Origin of the sequence: Streptomyces sp. cf386, assembly GCF_900103585.1 — a bacterium.
Lineage (GTDB): Bacteria > Actinomycetota > Actinomycetes > Streptomycetales > Streptomycetaceae > Streptomyces.
Genome location: NZ_FNHV01000007.1, coordinates 499,437 through 517,356, shown reverse-complemented (window position 1 = coordinate 517,356; position 17,920 = coordinate 499,437). Strand labels below are relative to the sequence as shown.

Sequence of the window (17,920 nt, the reverse complement as noted above, 5' to 3'; positions counted from 1 at the left end):
ACTTGCATGTGTTAAGCACGCCGCCAGCGTTCGTCCTGAGCCAGGATCAAACTCTCCGTGAATGTTTTCCCGTAATCGGGACGACACATCACGAGAGCGGAACAGCCAGGCGGAATAAGCCCGGCCGTTCACAGCGTCCTCGCTGTGTTTTCTTCAAAGGAACCTCGTCCCAACCGGTGATCCGGCCGGAGACGGGGTATCAACTAATCTGGCGTTGATTTTTGGCACGCTGTTGAGTTCTCAAGGAACGGACGCTTCCTTTGTACTCACCCTCTCGGGCTTTCCTCCGGGCGCTTCCCTTCGTTCTTGCGTTTCCGACTCTATCAGATCTTTTTCTGATCCGATTTCCTCGGTGCTTTCCAGGTCTCCGCTTTCGCGTTTCCCTTTCCGGCGGTTCCGACTCTATCAGATCCTTTCTCGATCCGATTCCCTGGTCGGCGGGATGTCGTGAAGCTCTGGGCTTTCACCCGTCGGCCTTTCGACATTCACTACGTTAACCGATTCCCCCGCCCGATTCATAATCGGGCCTTGCGGATTCGAATTCGGGCATGCAGACACGCCGAAATCGACCCCGTTGAGGGTGTTCGTAAGTAGTGGGTTGGCCGCTCCGGCTGCTGACTACGCAGTACCCGGTTCAGCGGCTCGGGCTACGTTACGCGCCTCGCCAAGGCGCGTCAACTTGAGCGGCGCTTCGGGACATGGGCCCGATAGGGGCTCACCGTGGGGTCGTTGGCGATCCAGAAGCGCCAGGGGTGGATGTCGCCGTTGCCGCCGTCGCCCGCCACGCCGGTGCGTGGGCCGTTGCGTACCTGGTCGCAGCCGATCGGGGTGCCGGCAAGGATCCTCAGCGGTGTCTCGCCGGAGGCGCAGGCGTCCGTGCCGTCCAGGGCACGGTCCACGTTCAGGGCGGTGGCGAGGCGGGCCGGGCCTTTGGCCAGTTCCTTGTCGTTGCGGGCCGAGAGTCGACGTTGGCGGGCGAGTTCGGCGCCCTCAACGATCTCGCCGGCGCGCAGCAGGACCGCGCATGCCTGGCCGTCGGGGCCGCACACCAGGTTCATGCAGTGCCACATGCCGTAGGTGAAGTAGACGTAGACGTGTCCGGGGGGACCGAACATCACGTCATTGCGGGGAGTGCGGCCGCGATAGGCGTGGGAGCCGGGGTCGTTCGGGCCGTCGTAGGCCTCGACCTCCGTGAGACGGAGGGCGATCGGACCGTCCGGTGTGGTTCGTACGAGGATGCGGCCCAGGAGGTCGGGGGCGACCTCCAGGACGGGCCGGTCGAAGAAGTCCCTGGGGAGGGGCGTACGGTCGGGGGCCACGATCATGCCGTCCGAGGGTAGTGCAGACGGGTGGTCGCAACGGGGTGGTCAGGGGGCGCTCGCCTTGCCAGGGTGAGGACGCGGAACCGGCCACGGCCGGATCGCGTTTGTAGGGATCAGGGATCCACTCTGAGAAGAGGAGAGTCATGGCGTTCAAGAAGCTGCTCGCGAGCCTGGGGGCCGGCGGTGCTTCGGTCGAGACGGTGCTGACGGAGGTCAACGTCGTCCCGGGCGGTGTCGTCCAGGGTGAGGTGCGGATTCAGGGCGGGTCCGTGAACCAGAACGTCGAGGGCCTGTCGGTGGGCCTGCAGGCGCGCGTCGAGGTCGAGGGGCAGGACTCGGAGTACAAGCAGGACATCGAGTTCACCAAGCTGTCGCTCGGTGGTGCCTTCGAGCTTCAGGCCGGGGGCGTGCACGCGGTGCCCTTCGGGCTGGACATCCCGTGGGAGACGCCGGTCACGACGATCGACGGTCAGCCCCTGCGTGGCATGAACATCGGTGTGACGACGGAGCTGGCGATCGCGCGGGCCGTGGACTCCACCGACCTGGACCCGATCAACGTGCACCCGCTGCCCGCGCAGAAGGCCATCCTCGACGCCTTCATCCAGCTGGGCTTCCGCTTCAAGAACGCGGACATGGAGCGCGGCCACATCCGCGGTACGCGGCAGAAGCTGCCGTTCTACCAGGAGATCGAGTTCTTCCCGCCGCAGCAGTACCGTGGCATCAACCAGGTCGAGTTGAGCTTCGTCGCGGACGAGAACGCGATGGACGTCGTCCTCGAAATGGACAAGAAGCCGGGGCTGTTCAGCGAGGGCAGCGACACCTTCCGGTCGTTCCAGGTCGGGCTGAACGACTTCCAGGGGACCGACTGGGCGGCGTATCTCAACCAGTGGCTGTCCGAGGTCGGCAGCAAGCGCAACTGGTTCTAGGCTCGGAACTACGGATTCCACTGTTCCATCAGGAGGTATCGACGTGACCGAGCTGAAGAGGCGGCCGCTGCCGCACGACTTCCATCCGCCCGTGCCGTCCTTCACGGTCGCGAGCGAGGACGTCGAGCACGGCGGGACCCTCAGGGACGCTCAGGTCTACGCGGTCGGCAACACCTCGCCGCAGCTGCGCTGGGAGGGCTTCCCGGCCGAGACCAAGAGCTTCGCCGTGACCTGCTACGACCCGGACGCCCCTACGGGCAGCGGGTTCTGGCACTGGGTCGTCTTCGACATCCCGGCCTCGGTGACCGAGCTGCCGGCGGGGGCGGGCAGCGGCAAGTTCGAGGGATTGCCGGAGGGTGCCGTACAGGCGCGGAACGACTATGGGTCGAAGGACTTCGGTGGTGCCGCGCCGCCTCCCGGGGACGGGCCGCACCGCTATGTGTTCACGGTGTACGCCGTGGACCAGGAGAAACTCGGTCCGGACTCGGACGCCAGCCCGGCCGTCGTCGGCTTCAACCTGCGGTTCCACGCCCTCGCGCGCGCCCATGTGATCGGTGAGTACGAGGCGCCCGCCGAAGCCTGACGTTCATGGAACGTTTGCCCGCCCCTGGTCATGGAAGTGATCGGGGGCGGGCATTTTTTATTTCGTTGTCCATCTCGGCGTGCCCGGCCAGAGTTGATCCCAGTCCGCCAGGGGGTGGGCAGGTGCACACGGGAGGTGGGCTGGTCATGCGGGACACGCTGGTACTGAACGCGAGCTTCGAGCCGCTGTCGACGGTGACGTTGAATCGAGCCGTCGTTCTGGTGCTCCAGGACAAGGCCGTCGTCGAGCAGGCCCACCCCGAACTGCGTATGCGGGGAGCCGAGGTCGACATACCCGCGCCCCGGGTGATCAGGCTGTGCAGGTACGTACGGGTGCCGTTCCGAAGACAAGCTCCGTGGTCGAGGCGGGGTGTGCTGGTGCGGGACCGGCACAGGTGCGCGTACTGCGGTCGCAGGGCCACGACGGTGGACCATGTGGTGCCGCGGTCGCGGGGTGGGCAGGACACGTGGCTGAATACGGTCGCCTCGTGTGCGGAGGACAACCATCGGAAGGCTGACCGGACGCCTGAGCAGGCGGGTATGCCGCTGCTGCGGGAGCCGTTCGAGCCGACGCCTGCCGATGCGATGTTGCTGGCGCTGGGGGCGGACGAGTTTGCTGCGCTGCCGGATTGGCTGGCTCTGGACGCGGCGTGAACTAATCGCCGTGGGACCTGGAGTTGTTCGTTGGCTGCGGGTGCGTTATGGCTTGTCGCGCAGTTCCCCGCGCCCCTGAAAGCCTTTGGGGCCCGCCTTCCTCAGAAGGCGGGCCCCTTTGTCGTACGGCCGACTTGGCGTCAGTCGATCGACGGCTTCTCTCGGCGTTCCGCGCCTGAACCGCTGTTGCCGGACGACCCGTTGCCGCCGCCCAGGCCGCCCAGGTTGCCCATCGCGCCGGAGAGGCCCTTGAGGGCGTCGCCGATTTCGCTGGGGACGATCCAGAGCTTGTTGGCGTCGCCTTCGGCGATCTTGGGGAGCATCTGGAGGTACTGGTAGGAGAGGAGCTTCTGGTCCGGGTCGCCGGCGTGGATCGCCTCGAAGACCGTTCGGACTGCTTGAGCCTCGCCCTCGGCTCGCAGGGCGGCGGCCTTGGCCTCACCCTCGGCGCGGAGGATCTGGGACTGCTTCTCGCCCTCCGCGGTGAGGATGGCTGCCTGGCGCGTACCTTCGGCGGTGAGGATCGCGGCGCGCTTGTCTCGGTCGGCGCGCATCTGCTTCTCCATCGAGTCCTGGATGGAGGTGGGGGGTTCGATCGCCTTCAGTTCGACTCGGTTGACCCGGATTCCCCACTTGCCCGTCGCCTCGTCGAGGACGCCGCGCAGGGCCGCGTTGATCTCCTCGCGGGAGGTCAGGGTGCGCTCGAGGTCCATGCCGCCGATGATGTTGCGGAGCGTGGTGACCGTCAGCTGCTCGATCGCCTGGATGTAGCTGGCCACTTCGTAGGTGGCGGCGCGGGCGTCGGTCACCTGGTAGTAGATGACCGTGTCGATGTTCACGACCAGGTTGTCCTGGGTGATCACCGGCTGCGGCGGGAACGGTACGACCTGTTCGCGCAGGTCGATGCGGTTGCGGATGGTGTCGATGAACGGGACCACGATGTTGAGGCCCGCGTTGAGTGTCCGCGTGTAACGGCCGAAGCGTTCGACGATGGCCGCACTCGCCTGTGGGATGACCTGGATCGTCTTGATCAGGGCGATGAAGACCAACACCACCAGAATGATCAAGACGATGATGACCGGTTCCATCGTCGTTTCCCCGTATCCCTTCTCCGCTGCGGCAACTTCGGCAGATCTTATGTTTGTTGAAGATCTTGCTGGTCGAGTCTGACAGACCGTCGCGTGGCCCGTGGCGCGTTCGCGCCACTTACGTCGTGCGAGGTCACATGACGATCGCCGTGGCGCCCTCGATGTCCACGACGTCCACTTCCTGGCCTACTTCGTAGGCGCGGTCGGTGTCGAGGGAACGTGCCGACCAGACCTCTCCGGCGAGCTTGATCCGGCCACCTGAGGCGTCGACGCGCTCCAGTACGACGGCCTGTTTGCCCTTCAACGCCTCGATGCCGGTGGCGAGTTGGGGCCGCTGTGCGCGATGTCGGTTCGCGATGGGCCGTACGACGGCGATGAGTGCGGTCGAGATGACGACGAAGGCCACGACCTGGACGACGGCATCACCACCGAAGATGCCGGCGACCACCGCGGCCGCGACGGCGCCCACAGCCAGCATGCCGAGTTCGGGCATCGCGGTGATCACGAGCCCGATGCCGAGCGCTGCCGCGCCGATCAACCACCAAACCCACGCGTCGATTTCCACATGGTCATGGTATGACCGCGGGCCCTGTCGCGGACAGGGCGCCGATCAGTTTGAAGGGCCTTCTTACCGGGGTTTCGCCGAGGGTTCGCGGGGTGAAGGGCGCGGTCAGGACAGAGGGAGGCCCTGTGCGGTCCAGCGGTCGCCGACCTGTTCGACGACGAGGGGGAGGCCGAAGCAGAGGGAGAGGTTGCGGGAGGTGAGTTCGAGCTCCAGCGGGCCGGCGGCGAGGACCTTGCCCTGACGGATCATCAGGACGTGGGTGAAGCCGGGGGCGATCTCCTCGACGTGGTGGGTGACCATGAGCATCGACGGGGCGATCGGGTCGCGGGCGAGGCGGCCGAGACGGCGTACGAGGTCCTCGCGGCCGCCGAGGTCGAGGCCGGCGGCGGGCTCGTCGAGGAGGAGCAGCTCGGGGTCGGTCATCAGGGCGCGGGCGATGAGGGTGCGCTTGCGCTCGCCTTCGGAGAGCGTGCCGAACTTTCGGTCCAGGTAGTCGCTCATGCCGAGGCGGTCGAGGAAGGCGCGGGCGCGCTGCTCGTCGATCTCGTCGTAGTCCTCGTGCCAGCCGGCGGTCATGCCGTACGCGGCGGTCAGCACCGTCTGGAGGACGGTCTGGCGCTTGGGCAGCTTGTCGATCATGGCGACGCCGGCCGTCCCGATGCGCGGGCGCAGCTCGAAGACGTCGGTGCCGGGCTTGCCGAGGGTCTCGCCGAGAATGGAGACGGTGCCCTTGCTGGGGTAGAGGTAGCTGGAGGCGAGGTTCAGAACGGTGGTCTTGCCGGCGCCGTTGGGGCCGAGGATGACCCAGCGCTCGCCCTCCTTGACCGACCAGGAGACCTGGTCCACCAGAGCCCGGCCCTCACGGACCACGGATACGTCCTGAAGCTCCAGAACATCGCTCATGAGCGCGTTGTCTCCCCTTGCAGTGTGACCGGTGTCGGCGTCTCGGCGTCTCGGTGGTCGCGTGCGCCTGTGGGCGCAGCCCTCAAGGAAATCTACGCCACCGGTCCGCACCTTCATTCCATCGGTCCGGTCCTTAGGGTGGGGGCATGCTCTCGGAACCACGTTCAGGACGTCTTGCGGCTTGGGGAAATGCCCTTTTGGCCGGACTTGTCTCTCCGGATGACGCTGTGCTCGAGATCGTCGGGGACGATGCCGTGCACCGGGTGGAAGGGCTGCCGGGAGAGTCGGCGCCCGTCGGACTCACGCTGGCGCTGGGGCGGCTGCGGGCGCTCGGGGTGAGCGGGCTGCGGATCGCGCTGCCCGCGCCCGGGCATCCGCTGGGGTTGAGCGGTCCGCCGGAGTTCAACGCTCGGGCGATGGATGCCGAGGAAGCCGTGATCTGTCACGGCGCCGCGTTCGGGTTGGTGCCGGAGGTGTACGAGGCCGGGCCCGACGGTGATGTCCATGTCGAGGTCGTCTGGCACTGCCTGGCCGTGCGGGAAGCGCCGCCTGCGGATGTGCCGTCGCTGGGTGAGGCCGAGCGGGAGCTGGCGGAGGCCCTGCGGGACGCGACCGAGGTGTTGTCGCGGTTGGATGTCGCCGGGTCGGGGCCGGTGGCGGAGGCGGCGATCGATGCGTATCGGGCGCGGGCCGAGCGGGGGCGGGAGGTGTTGGCTCCGGGGTATCCGCCGCGGGCGGTGCGGGTGCTGGAGCTGGCGCAGCGGGTGGGGTTGCTCGTCTCGCTGGCGTATGAGAACGGGCACGGGGGTGCGGTGAGCTCCGCTGAGATGGGGGCTCGGGCGGAGGCGTTGCGGCCGGTGGAGCGGGTGGCTCGGCGGGCGCAGGTGGCTGCGTACAACTCCGTTGTGGAGGAGCGGGAGCGGGGGGTTCGGTGAGGGTCGGTCGTCCGGTGATCGGCGTTGGTGTGACCGTGGCCGGGGGCTCTGCCCCCAGACTCCCGTATCGGCCCTGAAGGGGCCTCGTACTCAAACGCCGGACGGGCTGAAATGCCGGGACGGCGCTGAAGAAGCCCCCTGCCTTCGTCGAACCCCGTGGCGTTCGTCGAACACAGACCGGCCTCCCGGGGTACCCGGGAGGCCGGAGGTCACTGCTCGCTTCGGGTCGGCGTCACTTGTTGACGGCCAGGTTGCCGAAGGCGGGGTTCAGGATGCCGACGACGTTCACGCTGTTGCCCGAGACGTTGACCGGGACGTGAACCGGGGCCTGGACGAGGTTGCCCGAGACGATGCCCGGGGAGCCCACGGCCTTGCCGTCGGCGTGCGCGCCGTCGGTGGCGGAGGCCATTCCGGCACCGGCGGCCAGCAGGCCACCCGCCACCATCGTCACGGCCGCTGCCTTCTTCAGGTTCTTCACTTCTAAGCCCTCCTTGCGGTTGCCGCGGCAGTCGCCGCAGCACGCACTGGAGAACGCCGGAGATCGGCGGAGGATGCGCCATCTGGGGGACATTCCCACGACGGTATGAATCTCAGTCCGGAGCGGGACCCTCCGAATTGCCGTCCGTGACCTCCTGCGGAGAGCGTTTCAGCCGGTCACGCCATGGCGTACGGCCCACAGCGCGGCCTGGGTGCGGTCCGCCAGGTCGAGCTTCATCAGGATGTTCGAGACGTGGGTCTTGACGGTCTTCTCCGACAGGACCAGGGCTCTGGCTATCTCGCGGTTCGAGCGGCCGTCCGCGATCAGGCCGAGTACCTCGCGCTCCCGCTCCGTCAGCGAGCCCGCTCTCCCCTGCCCCGAGTTGGCCTCCTCCTGGGACAACAGGGCGCCCGCGACCTCGGGTTGAAGCAGGATGTGCCCGGCGTGGACGGAGCGGATGGCGCCGGCGAGAGCGTCGGGGTCCACGTCCTTGTAGACGTAACCGGCGGCGCCCGCGCGCAGGGCCGGGATCACCGTGCGCTGTTCGGTGAAGCTGGTGACGATCAGCACGCGCGCGGGGTTGTCGAGTTCGCGGAGCTTGCGCAGGGCCTCGACGCCGTCCATCCCCGGCATCTTGACGTCCATGAGGACGATGTCCGGCTTCAGTTCCTGGGCGCGGGCCACTCCCTCGGCGCCGTCGGCGGCCTCGCCCACGACCTCGATGTCGTCCTGCACTTCGAGGAAGGTGCGCAGGCCCCGGCGGACCACCTGGTGGTCGTCGACGAGCAGCACCTTGATTGCGTCAGCCACCGGGGGCCTCCATCTCGATCGTGGTGCCCTTGCCGGGCGCCGATTCCACGGTCAGCGTGCCGCCGACCCCGCTCGCCCGGTCCCGCATGGAGACCAGGCCGAGGTGGCGTCCGGCTCGGCGTATCGCCGTCGGGTCGAAGCCGCTGCCGTCGTCCGTGACGCGCAGGACGGCTCCGCTGCCGCGCCGGTCCAGCGTCACGTCGACGTGCTCGGCTCCGGAGTGCCGCAAGGCGTTGTGCAGGGCCTCCTGGGCGACGCGGAGCACGGCCTCCTCCTGGGCGGCGGGCAGGGCCTTCACACCGCGGCCGGCGAAGGTCACGCGCGCGGTGTGGGCGCGGTCGAGGACCTGGATCTGGGTGCGCAGGGTGGCGACGAGGCCGTCCTCGTCGAGGGCTGCGGGGCGCAACTCGACGACGGCGGCCCGCAGTTCGTCGGCGGCCTCGGCGGCGAGTGCGGCCACCTGGTGCAACTCGCCCTTGGCGCGGGACGGGTCGCGGTCGATCAGGGCGGCGGCAGCCTGGGCCGTCAGACGCAGGGAGAACAGCTTCTGGCTGACCGCGTCGTGCAGTTCGTGGGCGAGGCGCGAGCGTTCCTCGACGATCGTCAGTTCGCGGCTGCGCTCGTAGAGGCGGGCGTTGGTGAGGGCGATCGCGGCGTGCTGGGCGAGGATGGAGAGGAGTTCCTCGTCCTCCTCGGTGAAGCCACAACTGCCTTCCGGTTTCGGGCAGTTCTTGTTCGCCAGGAACAAGGCGCCGATGACCTCGTCGCCGTCGCGGATCGGCAGGCCCAGGAAGTCGGACATGTCGGGGTGGGCCGACGGCCAGCCCTCGAAGCGGGGGTCCCTGCGGACGTCCGCGAGGCGCTCGACCTTGGCCTCCTGGAGCATCGCGGCGAGGATGCCGTGCTGGCGGGGCAGCGGGCCGATGGCCTTCCACTGCTGGTCGCTGACCCCGTCGACCACGAACTGGGCGAATCCGCCGTGGTCGTCCGGTACGCCGAGCGCGGCGTACTGCGCGTCGAGCAGTTCGCGGGCCGAGGCGACGATCGTCTTGAGGACGTCGCGCACCTCTAGATGCCTGCTCATGGCCAGCAGCGCGGAGCTCACCGCGGCCAGACCGGACCTGGGGCCTTGACTCATGCCCTCACGGTACCGGCGGGGTGTGACAGTCGGATCGGACCTGTGGTGGCCACCGGGTGGGGCCGGGGACCTAGGGCTGTGGTCCCGGGATCGGCGGCGTAGGACGAAGGGCCCTGCGGTTTTGCGGCCCGCGTCCGACGCGGGCGGGCGTGCCGGTTCCTACGTTGAGGGCACCGCCGATCGGAGGCGGGCTGGGACGAGGGGACGGTTGTCATGCCGGTAGCGATCATCACGGGGGCCTCGAAGGGACTGGGGCGGGCGCTCGCCGAGGCGCTGGCCGCGCGGGGCTGGGACCTGGTCCTCGACGCCAGGACCGCGGAGGTCCTCCAGGAGACGGCGGCCGGGCTCCAGACGTACGGCACGCGTGTGATGGCCGTGCCGGGGGACGTCACGGACGCCGGGCACCGGTCCGAGCTGGTGGCGGCCGGGTGGCGGCTGGGCGGCGTCGATCTGCTGGTGAGCAACGCCAGCGCGCTGGGCGCCGAGCCGCTGGTACGGCTGGACGAGCTGCCGCTGCAGGGGCTGCGCAGGGCGCTGGAGGTGAACGTGATCGCCGCGCTGGCGCTCGTTCAGGAGGCGCTGCCGCTGCTGCGGGCGTCCGGAGCGGGCACGGTGATCACGGTCAGCTCGGACGCCGCCTCCGAGGCGTACGAGACGTGGGGCGGGTACGGGGCGTCGAAGGCCGCGCTGGACCATCTTTCGGCGGTGCTCGGTGCGGAGGAGCCCGGGTTGCGGGTCTGGGCGGTCGACCCCGGGGACATGGCCACGGACCTGTACGCGGCGGCCGTCCCGGACGACGACGATCCGCGGCCTGCGCCGGCCAGTGTGGTGCCCGCTTTCCTGCGGTTGCTGGACGAGCGTCCGGCGAGCGGGCGCTACGGGGCGCCGTCTCTGCTGGAGGGGCGGCGATGACGCTGGCGGTGAGGGTGCCGGAGGAGTTGTCGGCCCGGGTGCCGGCCGAGCAGCGGGGGGCCGGCCTGGACCGGGATGCCGTACGGCTGCTCGTGTCGCGTGGCACCCAGGTGTCGCACCACGCGTTCGGCGAGCTGCCGCGGCTGCTGCGGGCCGGGGATCTGCTGGTCGTCAACACGTCGGAGACGCTGGCCGCCGCTGTGGACGGGTGGATCGGGCACGCGCGCGTGGTGGTGCACTTCTCCACGCGCGGGGACGACGGGCGCTGGGCGGTCGAGCTGCGGGATCCCGATGAGCGGGGCACCACGCGCGCGCGTGCGGGGGCGCCCGCGGGGACTGAGGTGCGGGTGCCGGGTGGGATGCGGCTGGTGCTGGAGGAACCGCTGAGCGCGGGGAGCGAGCGGCTGTGGTGGGCGCGGGTGGCCGGGCCCGAAGGGGCCTCGGAGCGGGCAGGGGGCGCCGGGGTCCTTGCCCTGATGCGTGAGCACGGGCGACCGATCCGCTACTCCTACACGGAGCGGGACCAGCCGCCGTCCGCTTACCAGACGGTGTTCGCCCTGCCGTCGGCCGACGGGACGGGCAGCGCCGAGATGCCGAGTGCGGCGCGGCCCTTCACGGTGCGGATGGTGACGGAGCTGGTGAGCCGGGGGGTTGGGTTCGCGCCGATCACGCTGCATACCGGGGTGGCCTCGGCCGAGGCGCACGAGCCGCCGTATCCGGAGCGGTTCGCGGTGCCGGAGGCGTCGGCCCGGCTGATCAACGCGGTGCAGGCCGGTGGCGGGAGGGTCGTCGCGGTCGGGACGACGGCCGTGCGGGCCGTGGAGTCGGCGGCGGACGCCGACGGGGTCGTACGCGCGTGTGAAGGGTGGACGGACCTCGTCGTCACGCCGGAGCGCGGGGTGCGGGTGGTGGACGGGCTGCTGACCGGGCTGCACGAGCCGGAGGCCTCGCATCTGCTGATGCTGGAGGCGGTCGCCGGGCGGGCCGCTGTCGACCGCAGCTACGAGGAGGCGCTGCGGGGGCTCTACCTCTGGCACGAGTTCGGCGACGTGCATCTCATCCTCCCGACGGAGAACCCTCACTCAGAGCGTTGCTTCAGCAACTGCCGGTGAGACCGTTACGTGGCCGATGTGAGCCCGCACATAGGGCGCACGTCACGTACGAAAGTCCGTAGTAGGTAGGGGCGTCCTATTTGAACGGCACAGACGGTCCCGTCTGTCCTATTTTGCCCTTCCCGGCTCCACTATCGAGGATCGTACGTCACACCTTTGCCACGCAATTTTGCGGCCGCTAAGAATTGCTCTCGTCGCTCAACGCCGTGGGTTCTCCCCGCGGCGTTTGTGCCGGAAGCACCCGTGTCCCCCGCCGGACAGCGAGCGACCTCCGCGCTATTCGAAGAGGTCAATCTGCCATGCTCAAGAACACCAAGAACCGCGGTCCTATTCGTGCGCTGACCCAGCGGCACAAGATCGCGATCGCGGGTGTCGCCACGCTCGGCGCCGCCGCCCTCGCCTTCTCCGCCGTCCCCGGCAACGCCCAGACGACCACGGCCGAGCTCTCCACGGGCCAGGTGGCCTACAGCAATGAGCAGATCAAGGACGTCAAGGGCAGCGTCACCGACCAGCTGGCCGGCGACAAGGTGAAGGCCGAGGAGATGTCGGCCAAGCACAAGGCCGCCGTGGCTGCCGCCAAGCACCGGGCCGCCGTGGCTGCCGCCAAGCACCGGGCCGCGGAGGCTGCCGCCAAGCACCGGGCCGCCGAAGCTGCCGCCGCAAAGAAGGCCGAGGCTGCGCGCCAGGCCAAGGAGGCCGCGAGCCGGTCCGCCAAGCGCATACAGGTCCAGCCGGTCGCCGCCAAGAGTTACGCCAACAACCTCGACGGCTGGATCCGTGAGGCCCTGGACATCATGAAGAAGCACAAGATCCCGGGCACCTACGACGGCCTGTACCGCAACACCATGCGGGAGTCCTCGGGCAACCCGAACGCCATCAACAACTGGGACATCAACGCCCAGAACGGCGTCCCGTCGATCGGTCTGCTGCAGGTCATCAAGCCGACCTTCGACGCCTACCACGTCCCGGGCACGGCCTTCAGCCAGTACGACCCGGTCGCCAACCTCACCGCCGCCGCCAACTACGCGGCCGACCGGTACGGCTCGATCGACAACGTCAACAGCGCGTACTGAGTGAGGTAGGCGCAGGCCTCCACTCGCATACGCCGAAGGGCGGCACCCTCCTGACGGGGTGCCGCCCTTCGGGCGTCGCAAGAAAGCGATCAGAGCCGTACGACAGCGATCAGTTCCGCATGACCTCGGGCTCGTGGCGGCGCAGGAAGCGGGCCACGAAGAAGCCGCAGATCACGCCGAGGGCGATCACGGCGAGCATGTCCATGCTCCAGGCCCCGACGGTGTGCTCCCACAGCGGGTCGTTGCTCTCGCCCTTGGCGGGCGGGCTGATCCTGTTGAAGTCCAGCGTGGCGCCCGCGGCGGCGACCGCCCAGCGCGACGGCATCAGGAACGAGAACTGGTTGACGCCGATCGAGCCGTTCAGGGCGAACAGGCAGCCGGTGAAGACGACCTGGATGATCGCGAACATGACCAGCAGCGGCATCGTCTTCTCGGCCGTCTTCACCAGCGCCGAGATGATCAGGCCGAACATCATCGAGGTGAAGCCCAGCGCCATGATCGGCAGCGACAGCTCCAGAAGCGTCAGGTTGCCGAGGACCAGGCCCTCGTCGGGGATCGTGCGGCTGGAGAAGCCGATGACGCCGACCAGCAGGCCCTGCAACACGGTGATGAAGCCGAGCACGAAGACCTTGGACATCAGATACGCGGACCGGGACAGGCCGGTCGCGCGTTCCCGCTCGTAGATGACCCGTTCCTTGATCAGCTCACGTACGGAGTTGGCGGCACCGGCGAAGCAGGCGCCCACCGCGAGGATCAGCAGGACGGTCGTGGCCGTGCCGTTCGGGACGGGCAGGCCGGTCTTCGGGTTCACCTCTGTGTTGACCAGCAGGTCCTTGTCCGCGTCGATGAGCAGGCTCACCGCGCCGAGGACGGCCGGCAGGATCACCATCAGGGCCAGGAAGCCCTTGTCGGAGGCGATCACCGAGACATAGCGACGCACCAGGGTCAGGAACTGCGACATCCAGCCCTGCGGCTTCGGCGGCTTCATCGCCTGCATCGGCGGCATCTGTACGGACTGCGGGGCAATCGCGTCGATGTCCGCGGCGTAGATCTGGTAGTGCTGCGAGCCCTTCCAGCGTCCCGCCCAGTCGTAGTCGCGGTAGTTCTCGAAGGCGGAGAAGACGTCGGCCCAGGTGTCGTAGCCGAAGAAGTTCAGCGCCTCCTCGGGCGGGCCGAAGTAGGCGACCGCGCCGCCCGGCGCCATCACCAGGAGCTTGTCGCACAGCGCCAGCTCGGCCACGGAGTGGGTGACCACGAGGACCGTACGGCCGTCGTCGGCGAGACCGCGCAGCAGCTGCATGACGTCGCGGTCCATGCCCGGGTCGAGGCCCGAGGTGGGCTCGTCGAGGAAGATCAGCGACGGCTTGGTGAGCAGCTCCAGGGCGACCGAGACACGCTTGCGCTGGCCGCCGGAGAGGGAGGTGACCTTCTTCTCCTTGTGGATGTCCAGCTTCAGCTCGCGCAGCACCTCGTCGATACGGGCCTCGCGCTCCGCGGCCGTGGTGTCGGCCGGGAAGCGGAGCTTGGCCGCGTACTTCAGGGCCTTCTTGACGGTCAGCTCCTTGTGCAGGATGTCGTCCTGCGGGACCAGACCGATGCGCTGGCGCAGCTCGGCGAACTGCTTGTAGAGGTTCCGGTTGTCGTAGAGGACATCGCCCTGGTTGGCGGGGCGGTAGCCGGTGAGCGCCTTGAGCAGGGTGGACTTGCCGGAACCGGACGGGCCGATGACCGCGACGAGGGACTTCTCCGGGACGCCGAAGGAGACGTCCTTGAGGATCTGCTTGCCGCCGTCGACCGTGACGGTCAGATGGCGGGCGGAGAAGGAGACCTCACCTGTGTCGACGAACTCCTCGAGGCGGTCGCCAACGATGCGGAACGTGGAGTGGCCGACGCCCACGATGTCGGTGGGGCCGAGCATCGCCGAGCCGCCCTTGGGGATCGGCTGGCCGTTGACGTAGGTGCCGTTGTGCGAGCCGAGGTCGCGGATCTCCATACGGCCGTCGGGCGTCGTGTGGAACTCGGCGTGGTGCCGGGAGACCTGGAGGTCGGAGACGACCAGCTCGTTCTCCAGGGCACGGCCGATACGCATGACACGGCCGATGGAGAACTGGTGGAACGTGGTGGGGCTCCGGTCGCCGTAGACCGGCGGCGCCCCCGCGCCACCACCGGGACCGTGCTGCGCCGGAATGTGCGCGGCGGCCTGCTGCGGCTGCTGCCATCCGGCCTGCGGTGCCTGCTGCTGCGGGACCTGCTGGGCCGGCGCCTGCTGCTGCGGGATCTGCTGAGCGGGTGCCGGCTGGGCCCAGCCGGCCTGCGCGCCCTGCGCGGCGTACGGCTGCTGCTGTGGCTGGGCCTGCGGTGGGGCGACGGCGTCCGCGCTGCCGGAGAGGTTCAGGCGAGGTCCGTCGGTCGCGTTGCCCAGCTGTACGGCCGAGCCTGCGCCGATCTCCAGCTGATGGATCCGCTGGCCCTGCACGAACGTGCCGTTGGTGCTGCCGTGGTCCTCGATGACCCAACTACGGCCGCTCCAGCTGATCGTGGCGTGCCGCCAGGACACCCTGGCGTCGTCGAACACGATGTCGCCCTGCGGATCGCGTCCGAGTGCATAGGACCTGGACGGGTCGAGCGTCCAGGTCCGTCCATTCAATTCCAGTACGAGTTCCGGCACTCCACGCCCCACTGAGTAGTCCCCCGAGTTACCCCCAACACAGGGAGTCTAGGGATGTCGAACATCGTCGGGAACTATTTCAGGCTCCGCCCCCTGACTGAAAGTCGGGCCTTATGAAGACCACGCGCGCGTGCTTCGACTGGTTCCGTTGACGGGGTTGAAACCAGCCCGGAGAGTGGTAATCCACGCGAGGGGGACATGCGCGGCGAGCCGGCCGCGCCGCGGATCGGGGGGTCTGCCATGAGCGCGTCCACGAACGTCGAGAGCGCGAGGCACGGCACGAGGCTGCCGTGGGGGGACATCCTGCTGTCCGCGATCGCCTCGGTGAGCTGGGCGTTGATCGGGATGGCCGGCACGGCGGCGCTCGGTCTGCATCTGCTGGAGGCGGACAAGGCCGCCTCTCTGGGCCCGATGACCGCGGCGGTGGTGGCCCTTGGGGCGGGTGGTTCCGTCACGCCGTCCGGTGATGTGTCCGCTTTCGGATTGACGGGCGCGGAGGCGACGACCGCCATCGAGATCACGCCACTGGGTGTGAGCCTGGTCGGCGCGGTGCTGCTGTCGTGGTTCTTCTTACGGTCCTTGCGGGGCGCGGGTGTTGTGATCGCGCCGGCCGAACTTCTCGCGCGCGCGGGCGCGGTGGTCGCGCTGTTCGTGGCGACACTGGGCGGGCTCGCGTGGGCGGGGCACGACGTCATCACGATCGACGGGAGCTCGCTGGGGCTCGACGACCTGCCGGGCACGGGCGGGGACGGCGGTGTCGAGATCCCCGGGGTGGGCGACATCGGGGACATAGGTGGGCTGCTGCCCGACCAGATCGGCGACCTCATCGACGCGAAGGCGGCGGTCGGCTTCACGGTGGACACGGCGCCGACCCTGCTGGGCGGCCTGGGCTGGTCCGTCGGCATCCTGCTGATCGCCCTGCTGGCCTCGCGCCGCACCCCGCTGCCGCGCGGCTGGGAGGCCGTGCACCGCGTCGTACGGCCCGCCGCGTCCGCCCTCGTCACGGTGCTGCTGGTGGCGGTCGCGGCCGGGTTCGCGGCTGCGGCGATCGCGGCGATCGGCGACGCCCACCCCAAGCGCATCGCGGGCGCCGCCCTGCTCGGCGCCCCGAACGGCGTGTGGCTCGGCATCCCGATCGGCCTGTTCGTCCCGTTCGACGGCAAGGCGACAGGAGTTCTGGCCGGCCTGCTCCCGGATCCCCTGGACGACCTGCTGAACAGCGGCGGCGACCAGTCCGTGACCCTGAGCAGGCTGGCGGAGCTGGACGGGCGCGTGTGGCTGCTGGGGGTGGCGGCGGGGCTGATGATGCTGCTCGCGGGGGTGCTGACCGCGGTGCGGACGCCTGTGGGGGTCGCGGGCTGGGCCGCCGGGATTGAGACCGGGGGCGGGGTCGGGGTCGGCGGGTCTGGCGGGGGGTGGGGCTCGCGAGGCGGAATGGCTTCAGGTGCGGGGATGGCTTCCGGTGCGGGGACTGCTTCGGGTTCCGGGCCGGTGGGTGGCACGGGTGGCTCTTGGGAGGTGCGGGCATCGGGGTCGGGGGCCGTCGGAGGGCCGGATTCGGTTGTCGTACGGCCATCGGGAGCCGGCACCTCTGGAGGGCCGGGCGTCGGGGGCGTACGGGATCCGGGGCCCCTCGGATTCGCCGGGCGGTGTGCGCTGCGGCTCGGGATCGCGACGGCGTTGACGCTGCCGTTGCTCGCGTGGCTGACGGAAGTGTCCGTGGACGCCTCGCTGTCGGTGCTGGGCTTCGACGCGTTCGGCGCCGGGGTGGAGCTGCGGGGGAACCTCGGCATGGCGCTGCTTCTCGGGGCGGCCTGGGGCGCGGCGGCGGGTGCCGTGGGTGCGCTGCTGGCCCGGGCGAGCGGGGCGGCGGGGCAGCGGGCGGCGCCGCTGGCTCTGAGCGTGGCTGGGGGTGCGGGGGCGGGTACGGCGGGTACGGCGGGAGTGGCGGGAACGCCGGGTGCCGGGGCCACGGCGACGGAGGGTCCGGGAGCTCTGCCGTACGGGAGCCGGTCGGGGCCGTACACGCCCGGCACGCCGTACCGGCCACCGAACCCGGCGACGAATCCGTACCTGCGCATGCCGGAGGAACTGCGCGAACCGGAGGACGCACGACCTCCGGGCGCGGCCCCGCCTGCTGAGCGTGCCTCGTGGTCCGACGAGGCACGCGGACCGGATGCGAGGTCGGCAGGTGACGCCAGCTGGGGGCGTTACGAGGGTTCGGGGCGCGACGCAGGGTCGGGGCGTGGCCCAGGCCTCGGGCGCGACGCAGGCTGGGGACAAGGCGCAGGGCGGGGGCAGGGCTCGGGGCCTGGATACGGCTCGGGGCCTGGACAGAGCACAGGGCCGGGATATGACGCAAGGCCGGAATACGGCACAGGGCCAGGACAAAGCACAGGGCGAGGGCACGGCAGCGAGGCGGGACAGCACACGGGGCCGGAAGGCGACGTGGACTGGGCGCGCGGTGCAGGGCCAGGGCGCAACGCGCGGGCGGGGCGTGACGATGCACAGCGGCCCGGTGACCCGCAGTCCGGTGACCGGGCGTCCAGTGACCCGCCGCCCCCCACCGGCGACGACATGTACGGCGCGCCCACGGTCGCCCGGCCGTTCGAACCGCCCCCGAGGCAGCCCCGGCCTCCTCGGCGGCGTGGGAACCGGTCGTCGTCCGGAGGGAGCGAGGGACCGCCGCCTCCGCCGCCTCCGCCACCGCCGCCTCCTCCCCCGCCGCCGGGGAAGCCCAAGGGACGCCCGTAG

Annotated in this window: 16 protein-coding genes and 1 rRNA gene; 8 read left to right on the top strand and 9 right to left on the bottom strand. The window is 69.6% G+C overall.

The features are described 5' to 3' along the window. Together BLU79_RS21105 and BLU79_RS21095 are read right to left on the bottom strand one after the other, a co-directional pair. Positions 1 to 62 (bottom strand): 16S ribosomal RNA (locus BLU79_RS21105); the annotation flags it as partial. Positions 63 to 674: 612 nt separating this feature from the next. Continuing rightward, complete coding sequence (locus BLU79_RS21095) at positions 675 to 1,325, bottom strand: DNA-3-methyladenine glycosylase (RefSeq protein WP_093907368.1); 651 nt, start codon at positions 1,323 to 1,325, stop codon at positions 675 to 677. Between the two features lie 140 nt (positions 1,326 to 1,465). On the opposite strand from BLU79_RS21095, the gene BLU79_RS21090 reads away from it, so the two are divergent. From BLU79_RS21090 to BLU79_RS21080, 3 genes are all read left to right on the top strand, one after another. After that, positions 1,466 to 2,248: a sporulation protein gene (locus tag BLU79_RS21090; protein ID WP_093907367.1), complete on the top strand. Its 783-nt coding sequence runs from the start codon at positions 1,466 to 1,468 to the stop codon at positions 2,246 to 2,248. A gap of 43 nt (positions 2,249 to 2,291) precedes the next feature. After that, positions 2,292 to 2,831 (top strand): YbhB/YbcL family Raf kinase inhibitor-like protein, encoded by a 540-nt coding sequence (locus tag BLU79_RS21085; RefSeq protein ID WP_093907366.1) that lies wholly within the window; start codon positions 2,292 to 2,294, stop codon positions 2,829 to 2,831. A 146-nt stretch (positions 2,832 to 2,977) separates the two neighbouring features. Next, positions 2,978 to 3,484 (top strand): HNH endonuclease, encoded by a 507-nt coding sequence (locus BLU79_RS21080; RefSeq protein ID WP_093907365.1) that lies wholly within the window; start codon positions 2,978 to 2,980, stop codon positions 3,482 to 3,484. A gap of 140 nt (positions 3,485 to 3,624) precedes the next feature. Here BLU79_RS21080 and BLU79_RS21075 read toward each other — a convergent pair whose 3' ends face one another. From BLU79_RS21075 to BLU79_RS21065, 3 genes are all read right to left on the bottom strand, one after another. Further along, on the bottom strand, positions 3,625 to 4,572 hold the full coding sequence (locus tag BLU79_RS21075; protein ID WP_093907364.1) for an SPFH domain-containing protein: 948 nt from the start codon (positions 4,570 to 4,572) through the stop codon (positions 3,625 to 3,627). Positions 4,573 to 4,705: 133 nt separating this feature from the next. Then, positions 4,706 to 5,137 carry an NfeD family protein gene (locus BLU79_RS21070; RefSeq protein ID WP_093907363.1) on the bottom strand — a complete coding sequence of 144 codons (432 nt, stop codon included), beginning with the start codon at positions 5,135 to 5,137 and terminating at the stop codon, positions 4,706 to 4,708. Positions 5,138 to 5,242: 105 nt separating this feature from the next. Continuing rightward, entirely contained in the window at positions 5,243 to 6,040 is a 798-nt protein-coding gene (locus BLU79_RS21065; protein ID WP_093907362.1) for an ABC transporter ATP-binding protein, read from the bottom strand. A gap of 146 nt (positions 6,041 to 6,186) precedes the next feature. Between BLU79_RS21065 and BLU79_RS21060 the strand changes: the two genes are divergently transcribed. Continuing rightward, a complete protein-coding gene (locus tag BLU79_RS21060) occupies positions 6,187 to 6,975 on the top strand; it encodes a hypothetical protein (RefSeq protein WP_093907361.1) in 789 nt (262 codons plus the stop codon). A gap of 232 nt (positions 6,976 to 7,207) precedes the next feature. On the opposite strand, the gene chpE is transcribed toward BLU79_RS21060, so the two are convergent. From chpE to BLU79_RS21045, 3 genes are all read right to left on the bottom strand, one after another. After that, a complete protein-coding gene (gene chpE, locus BLU79_RS21055; protein WP_093907360.1) occupies positions 7,208 to 7,453 on the bottom strand; it encodes a chaplin ChpE in 246 nt (81 codons plus the stop codon). Between the two features lie 168 nt (positions 7,454 to 7,621). After that, positions 7,622 to 8,263, bottom strand: coding sequence for a response regulator (locus tag BLU79_RS21050; RefSeq protein ID WP_093907359.1), 642 nt, complete (start codon positions 8,261 to 8,263; stop codon positions 7,622 to 7,624). Continuing rightward, positions 8,256 to 9,401, bottom strand: coding sequence for a GAF domain-containing sensor histidine kinase (locus BLU79_RS21045; RefSeq protein WP_093907358.1), 1,146 nt, complete (start codon positions 9,399 to 9,401; stop codon positions 8,256 to 8,258). The genes BLU79_RS21050 and BLU79_RS21045 overlap by 8 nt, the downstream gene beginning before the upstream one ends. Positions 9,402 to 9,614: 213 nt before the next feature. Between BLU79_RS21045 and BLU79_RS21040 the strand changes: the two genes are divergently transcribed. The 3 genes from BLU79_RS21040 to BLU79_RS21030 all read left to right on the top strand — a co-directional run bounded on the left by BLU79_RS21040 (position 9,615) and on the right by BLU79_RS21030 (position 12,498). Then, positions 9,615 to 10,313 carry an SDR family NAD(P)-dependent oxidoreductase gene (locus BLU79_RS21040; protein WP_093907357.1) on the top strand — a complete coding sequence of 233 codons (699 nt, stop codon included), beginning with the start codon at positions 9,615 to 9,617 and terminating at the stop codon, positions 10,311 to 10,313. After that, on the top strand, positions 10,310 to 11,425 hold the full coding sequence (locus BLU79_RS21035) for an S-adenosylmethionine:tRNA ribosyltransferase-isomerase (RefSeq protein WP_093907356.1): 1,116 nt from the start codon (positions 10,310 to 10,312) through the stop codon (positions 11,423 to 11,425). The genes BLU79_RS21040 and BLU79_RS21035 overlap by 4 nt, the downstream gene beginning before the upstream one ends. A 299-nt stretch (positions 11,426 to 11,724) precedes the next feature. Further along, positions 11,725 to 12,498 (top strand): transglycosylase SLT domain-containing protein, encoded by a 774-nt coding sequence (locus BLU79_RS21030; RefSeq protein ID WP_093907355.1) that lies wholly within the window; start codon positions 11,725 to 11,727, stop codon positions 12,496 to 12,498. Between the two features lie 109 nt (positions 12,499 to 12,607). On the opposite strand, the gene BLU79_RS21025 is transcribed toward BLU79_RS21030, so the two are convergent. Next, positions 12,608 to 15,166, bottom strand: a complete 2,559-nt coding sequence (locus tag BLU79_RS21025; RefSeq protein WP_177001101.1) for an ABC transporter ATP-binding protein/permease — start codon at positions 15,164 to 15,166, stop codon at positions 12,608 to 12,610. A 240-nt stretch (positions 15,167 to 15,406) separates the two neighbouring features. Between BLU79_RS21025 and BLU79_RS21020 the strand changes: the two genes are divergently transcribed. Further along, complete coding sequence (locus tag BLU79_RS21020; protein WP_256333400.1) at positions 15,407 to 17,920, top strand: streptophobe family protein; 2,514 nt, start codon at positions 15,407 to 15,409, stop codon at positions 17,918 to 17,920.

Coding starts and splice junctions, on each gene's coding strand:
- BLU79_RS21095 (WP_093907368.1), bottom strand. CDS start 1,325: ATGATCGTGGCCCCCGACCGTACGCCCCTCCCCAGGGACTTCTTCGAC.
- BLU79_RS21060 (WP_093907361.1), top strand. CDS start 6,187: ATGCTCTCGGAACCACGTTCAGGACGTCTTGCGGCTTGGGGAAATGCC.
- BLU79_RS21040 (WP_093907357.1), top strand. CDS start 9,615: ATGCCGGTAGCGATCATCACGGGGGCCTCGAAGGGACTGGGGCGGGCG.
- BLU79_RS21045 (WP_093907358.1), bottom strand. CDS start 9,401: ATGAGTCAAGGCCCCAGGTCCGGTCTGGCCGCGGTGAGCTCCGCGCTG.
- BLU79_RS21065 (WP_093907362.1), bottom strand. CDS start 6,040: ATGAGCGATGTTCTGGAGCTTCAGGACGTATCCGTGGTCCGTGAGGGC.
- BLU79_RS21090 (WP_093907367.1), top strand. CDS start 1,466: ATGGCGTTCAAGAAGCTGCTCGCGAGCCTGGGGGCCGGCGGTGCTTCG.
- BLU79_RS21030 (WP_093907355.1), top strand. CDS start 11,725: ATGCTCAAGAACACCAAGAACCGCGGTCCTATTCGTGCGCTGACCCAG.
- BLU79_RS21075 (WP_093907364.1), bottom strand. CDS start 4,572: ATGGAACCGGTCATCATCGTCTTGATCATTCTGGTGGTGTTGGTCTTC.
- BLU79_RS21020 (WP_256333400.1), top strand. CDS start 15,407: ATGAGCGCGTCCACGAACGTCGAGAGCGCGAGGCACGGCACGAGGCTG.
- BLU79_RS21080 (WP_093907365.1), top strand. CDS start 2,978: ATGCGGGACACGCTGGTACTGAACGCGAGCTTCGAGCCGCTGTCGACG.
- BLU79_RS21035 (WP_093907356.1), top strand. CDS start 10,310: ATGACGCTGGCGGTGAGGGTGCCGGAGGAGTTGTCGGCCCGGGTGCCG.